Annotated in this window: 12 protein-coding genes; all 12 read left to right on the forward strand. The window is 60.8% G+C overall.

Annotated elements, in window-relative coordinates; all coding sequences use genetic code 11:
• A partial coding sequence (locus J0A65_RS21440) for a PDDEXK family nuclease (protein WP_206596368.1) occupies nt 1–265 on the forward strand: 265 nt, incomplete at its 5' end.
• Between the two features lie 113 nt (nt 266–378).
• Nucleotides 379–708 carry a LytTR family DNA-binding domain-containing protein gene (locus J0A65_RS21445; RefSeq protein ID WP_206596369.1) on the forward strand — a complete coding sequence of 110 codons (330 nt, stop codon included), beginning with the start codon at nt 379–381 and terminating at the stop codon, nt 706–708.
• Between the two features lie 3 nt (nt 709–711).
• Nucleotides 712–981: a hypothetical protein gene (locus J0A65_RS21450; protein WP_206596370.1), complete on the forward strand. Its 270-nt coding sequence runs from the start codon at nt 712–714 to the stop codon at nt 979–981.
• Nucleotides 982–995: 14 nt separating this feature from the next.
• Entirely contained in the window at nt 996–1,466 is a 471-nt protein-coding gene (locus J0A65_RS21455) for a hypothetical protein (RefSeq protein WP_206596371.1), read from the forward strand.
• A 78-nt stretch (nt 1,467–1,544) separates the two neighbouring features.
• The gene (locus J0A65_RS21460) at nt 1,545–1,904 is read left to right on the forward strand and encodes a hypothetical protein (RefSeq protein ID WP_206596372.1); all 360 of its coding nucleotides are present in this window, start codon (nt 1,545–1,547) and stop codon (nt 1,902–1,904) included.
• A 29-nt stretch (nt 1,905–1,933) separates the two neighbouring features.
• The gene (locus tag J0A65_RS21465) at nt 1,934–2,455 is read left to right on the forward strand and encodes a hypothetical protein (protein WP_206596373.1); all 522 of its coding nucleotides are present in this window, start codon (nt 1,934–1,936) and stop codon (nt 2,453–2,455) included.
• Between the two features lie 5 nt (nt 2,456–2,460).
• Nucleotides 2,461–2,709: a DUF7740 domain-containing protein gene (locus J0A65_RS21470; RefSeq protein ID WP_463452160.1), complete on the forward strand. Its 249-nt coding sequence runs from the start codon at nt 2,461–2,463 to the stop codon at nt 2,707–2,709.
• Nucleotides 2,706–2,906, forward strand: a complete 201-nt coding sequence (locus J0A65_RS21475; RefSeq protein ID WP_206596375.1) for a hypothetical protein — start codon at nt 2,706–2,708, stop codon at nt 2,904–2,906. The genes J0A65_RS21470 and J0A65_RS21475 overlap by 4 nt, the downstream gene beginning before the upstream one ends.
• Complete coding sequence (locus J0A65_RS21480; RefSeq protein ID WP_206596376.1) at nt 2,903–3,691, forward strand: Lar family restriction alleviation protein; 789 nt, start codon at nt 2,903–2,905, stop codon at nt 3,689–3,691. The genes J0A65_RS21475 and J0A65_RS21480 overlap by 4 nt, the downstream gene beginning before the upstream one ends.
• Nucleotides 3,688–3,879 (forward strand): hypothetical protein, encoded by a 192-nt coding sequence (locus tag J0A65_RS21485; protein WP_206596377.1) that lies wholly within the window; start codon nt 3,688–3,690, stop codon nt 3,877–3,879. Before J0A65_RS21480 ends, J0A65_RS21485 begins: the two co-directional genes overlap by 4 nt.
• On the forward strand, nt 3,876–4,082 hold the full coding sequence (locus tag J0A65_RS21490) for a hypothetical protein (protein WP_206596378.1): 207 nt from the start codon (nt 3,876–3,878) through the stop codon (nt 4,080–4,082). The genes J0A65_RS21485 and J0A65_RS21490 overlap by 4 nt, the downstream gene beginning before the upstream one ends.
• A partial coding sequence (locus J0A65_RS21495; RefSeq protein ID WP_206596379.1) for a hypothetical protein occupies nt 4,072–4,744 on the forward strand: 673 nt, incomplete at its 3' end. The genes J0A65_RS21490 and J0A65_RS21495, both read left to right, overlap by 11 nt.

Genomic DNA, 4,744 nt, shown 5'->3' on the forward strand with positions numbered 1-4,744 from the left:
GGCCCCGGAGAAGCTGCGCGCCTTCCACATCGACAACGACGCCAGCGGGATCATGGATCAGGTCATGGGCTGCATGTGGATCACTGGCCGCAAGCTCTGGCACGTCGGCATGTACTGCCCAGCGCTCGAGCCGGTAGGCAAGCAGCTCTGGTGGCGCGAGTTCCAGCGCGACGAAGACTACATCGAAAAGCTCGAGGCCGATCTGTGGCAGTTCAAGCTGCTGGTCGACGAGTACGAAGCCAAGTTGCGGCAGAAAGCCGCCTAAGAACCCCGCCACCACGACACGGGGCGCCACCGGCAAAGCTTGGAGCCGCGCCGGATAACGAGCTGGACTGGCCCGCCGCGGCGATCAGGGCCTACTAATTCGGAGAGAACAGCATGAGAACCCACCTCATCGCCCGCTATCACCATCGAGTGGCGCGGGCAGCGGTTTCTGAAATCACCCACTTCATGGCCGGCGACAAGTACACCACGGCGTTCTACCCAGGCGGCGAATTGCTCATCGAAGAAAGCCTGAAGTCATTGGAGCATGAGTTTCCAGACTTCATCCGCACCCACCGGAGCATTTTGGTTCGCCGTGATCTGGTCGACGAGTACGTTTCTGTCGACCGCAAGGCCGGCCACGTTCGACTGCGCGGCGTTCATGAGCCTCTGCCGGTAAGCCTGGCGAACATTGGCGCCGTCAAGGCGCTGTTTGCGGAGGCGTAACCGGTGAACCACATCCCCGACTTCAACTGCGCGTCGCCGTGGCAGTTCGGCCCCGCGCGCAAGGTAAAGCCGGTGAACCGGCGCGAGCAGATCGCCAGAGAGCGAGAGCTGCGCGAGTTCATCACTGCCAACCGATTCACCAAGAAGGCCGGCTTTACCTGCCTTCGCACTCCCGAAGAACTCGCCCGGCTCGCCAAGGCCCAGGGCGTCAACGCAACTGCAAAAGAAATCGAACTTGCTGCTGCCCGTGGACTGATTGCGGTAGGCAGCTGACATGAGGTGATCCCATGAAAACCGATCTCGCACCAGTCCAAGAGCAAGCAATTCCCGCAGACAGCTGGGTCCATGCAGACCAGGCTATCGAGCAGCATTACCGCATACCTGGCCGCATCACCCAGGCAGATATTGACCGCATGGCCGCTGATTTCTTGGCCAGCGGCGGGCGCATTCAGGAAGTCGAGACCGGCGTATCTGGCGAGGTCAGCCTGTTCAACAACCGGCCAGTTGGCGGCGGCGCTCAGTTCCTGCCAGAAGAACGCATCGCTCACGACACCAAGCGCATCGCCCGCATCTATGAAGGCGACGCCGAGGTTGTCGAAAAGCTCAAGGCAGCACTGCCGGCAGCGGAAATGCAGCGCGACCTGACCAAGGCCTGCGGCTGCTCACGCGACAAGGTGGTCCGCATCCTGCGCACCTACTTCGCTGACGACCCCATCGCCCAGCCATTCCTGAAACTGCGGTACAGGGTGGCGGTTTGAGCCGAATTATCTACTGCCGCACATCCTGGGCTCCCGTGCCGTGTGGGTGCCTGAGGTGCGGGCCGAAAGGAGATACCAATGGACAAGCACGAAGCTAAGCCGCTTTGGGAGTGCGGTGAATGCGGTGAGATTCACGACGACGAGGACGGCGCTCGAGAGTGCTGCATGCCACGTGTCTACGAGATGTACGGATGCCCTGTATGCGATTCAGTACATGACGATGAAGACGCCGCCCTCAAGTGCTGCGGCCCGCAGGGAATCATCCGCTGCCCGAGCTGCGCGCGTGACTACTCGCAAGCGGCAATCAACCATTGGGCGGTAGTCGTCGCCGGTCACTGCAACACCTGCAACCCGTTCTTTTCGGTGGCTGATCAATTCAGCATCGAAGACCTCTATCTGGAGCGGTCGCCCTACGGCGATCAAAGCCTGCTCCGCTAACCAGCGGCTCCCGCCGCCTGGAGTTTCCCGTGAACGAAATCATCTGGCGCTTCATTGCGAAGCAGCTGGCTCTGCCGGCTGTTGCTGACTGGATCATCAGGCGAGCCCAGCGCACGCCTTATGACCACCTGACCATCTGTGCTGGGAGTATCAGGCGCGTGCACGGTCATTACCGCCTCAGCAGCCTTGAGCCGAACGAGCGCTGGTACATGCGCCGCTGGTGGCTGCTGCGCCTTGGTCCGCTGCGCATCAGGGTGCACCACATACTTGCCGCAGATGCTGGGCGCGACATGCATGACCACCCATGGCCGTTCCGCACATTCGTGTTGCGCGGTTCGTATCTCGAGCAGCGACGGCCGGGCAATCACGTGCACACAAGTCGGCGCCATGCCGGCCAGACCTACCGAATGGATCGCGGCCAGTTCCACCGGATTGACCGCGTATCCCACGGTGGCGCTTGGACAATGTTCGTCACCTGGGGCGACTCGAAGGGATGGGGATTCAAGAGAGCGGATGGCCAGGTCATCCCGCATCAGGAGTACCAATCGTGAGCGCTATGCACGCACCCGCCTGGGCATTCCGCACGCGCAGTTCGCAGCTGAACACGCTGGACGCTGCCGTGTGCCTTGCCCTGGCGCTACGGATACACATGACTGACGAAGCAGTGCGCAAGACCGCTGGCAGGCTGCGCGACATGGTGCCGATCGAGAACAGGGCGCAGATGAGCAAGATCATGCGCCATGAAGCGCCGTCAGCCGTCGTTGAGCTGATCATCAAGAACGCAACTGGAGCGCTGGGACTATGAACGGCATGGAACAGAGCGCCACGGTGCGCCGCATAAACGATCAGATCGAACGCTGGCACCACAAGCCGAGCAATCGGCGCGGCTGCGTGATCTTCGAAAAGGATGGCGTCTGCGAGCTGCAAGGAATCGACGGGCGCAGCTTCTATGCGAAGCGCGCTGATCTGGATAACAACGAGGTGTGGGAGCGGATTTTATGAGTGAGAAGATGATGGATGTGGAACTGTTGCCGTGCCCTTGTTGCGGCGGAAGCGATCTTGACCACGCCGCAGAAATTGGGATTCAGCGTGGTAACGATTACATCATGTGCAGCGGTGATCAAGGCTGTGGGCTGATGATTTCCCGCATAGATTCACCTGATGGCGACATAGTATCGGCTTGGAACAAGCGCGCCAGCCAGCCCGTGGGTGTGCCGGATGTCGCAACGCTCGACATGAAGAACGCTGGATGGCGAGAGCTGCAGCGCCAAGGAATCGATCCTGAAGACGTTGAGCTGCAAACCGTATGGCATGCGATGTACGCCGCCGCCCCAGCCGTCAAGGCTGAGCATTGGAAGTGCGAGCAGTGCGGCGCCAGTACCGGCGAGGCATGCAACGCAAACGGCTGCTTTGCCAATGAGCGCTCGGCTGATGAAGCCCACTCCCTTCCGGCTGCTGGATCGGCTGGGGAAGAGGTGGAGGTGGTTGGAACTCTTCTGATCGCCGACCCTGACGACCGGCACAATGACACAATCATCGTCCGCACAAAGCACGACGAGAGCGCCATTGTTGCCAGCCGCACGGCACGCCAGCTCATGACCGTCGCCCAATGCGTGCGCATGCTGGATCAGCAGCGCGCCGCCCTTTCCGCCCAGCAGTCCGCGCCCGAGCGGGTGAGCGTGTCGCGTGAGTTGATTGTCCAGATCCTGCGCGATGTTCCAGAAACGAATCTGTGCGCCAAGGCACTCCGCGCCCTGCTATCCGGCGCGAGGGAGGGTGGGGTATGAGCGACCGAATCGCACTTATGGACATGTTCCGAGAGGACATGAAGGAAATAGATCCCGAAGGAAGCCAGCGCCAAACGTTCAAGTCGTTTGATCGTGACCCGGAAACCTTCCAATACGTGCACGCCGAATTCCTGTTCAAGATTTGGTCTGCAGGAAGGGCCAGCCACGCGGAGGGCGGGAAGGTATGAGCAAGGCATACATGTCGCTCGGCGCAGTTCCTGATTGCTGCCACGGTTGCGACAACCTGGATTGGAACGACGAATACGACAGCGGGATCGACACCGCCTGGTGCAGGCACTCGCTGATCTTTCCAACCCGCAAACAAGCATGCGCTCTGCGCAACAATAAACACCGCACAGAACGCGCCACTGGAGGCTCCAATGAACGATGAAGTGAAGCAAGCGCACGTCATCCAGTGCTGGTCTTGCGGAACGCGCAAAGGGCTGGATGAAGTTCGCGAGGCTGACGGGTATTGCCCTGAGTGCGATGTGGAGATCGACCTTGCTGAGTATTATCCGAAGCTGGCTGCCGACTACGACGCCCTACGCACTCAGGTGGTGGAGTTGCGGGCTCAAGTTGTCGCGCAGGATCGGCTGATCCGAAAGTGCGGCGACTGGATAGAGGCAGCCCGCGATGACGTGATCTATCCGCTGGCGAGTGGTACGGAGCACGACGTAGCAATCCATGAAGAAGCGCATGGCTTAGGTCAAACGTCGGCGACGCTGATTGCCGATATTGACGCGATGATCGCCGCCACCTCGGCGCCTGAAGTGCAGTGCAAGGCATGCAACGACACTGCCTGCGATCCATCGCATGAAGAGCTTGTTCCGTGCCTTGGCTGTGCTGCGAAGCCGGCGCATGTCGACGACTTCCGTGGCGACGATGCAGCTCTGGTCAGCAGCGCAAAGGCCCTGCTCGCTCTGGACGAGAAAGGCGCGCTCACTGGCGGCGGTATCGGTGGCCATGCGCGGACGATCATCGGCGCCTTCATTGCCAGGATGGCTGAGCAGGGAGAGCGGCAGGAGGCGGTGGCGGTCAAGTCGCACGGCGCAT

The sequence above is a fragment of the Bowmanella yangjiangensis genome, from assembly GCF_017255015.1.
Lineage (GTDB): Bacteria > Pseudomonadota > Gammaproteobacteria > Enterobacterales > Alteromonadaceae > Bowmanella > Bowmanella yangjiangensis.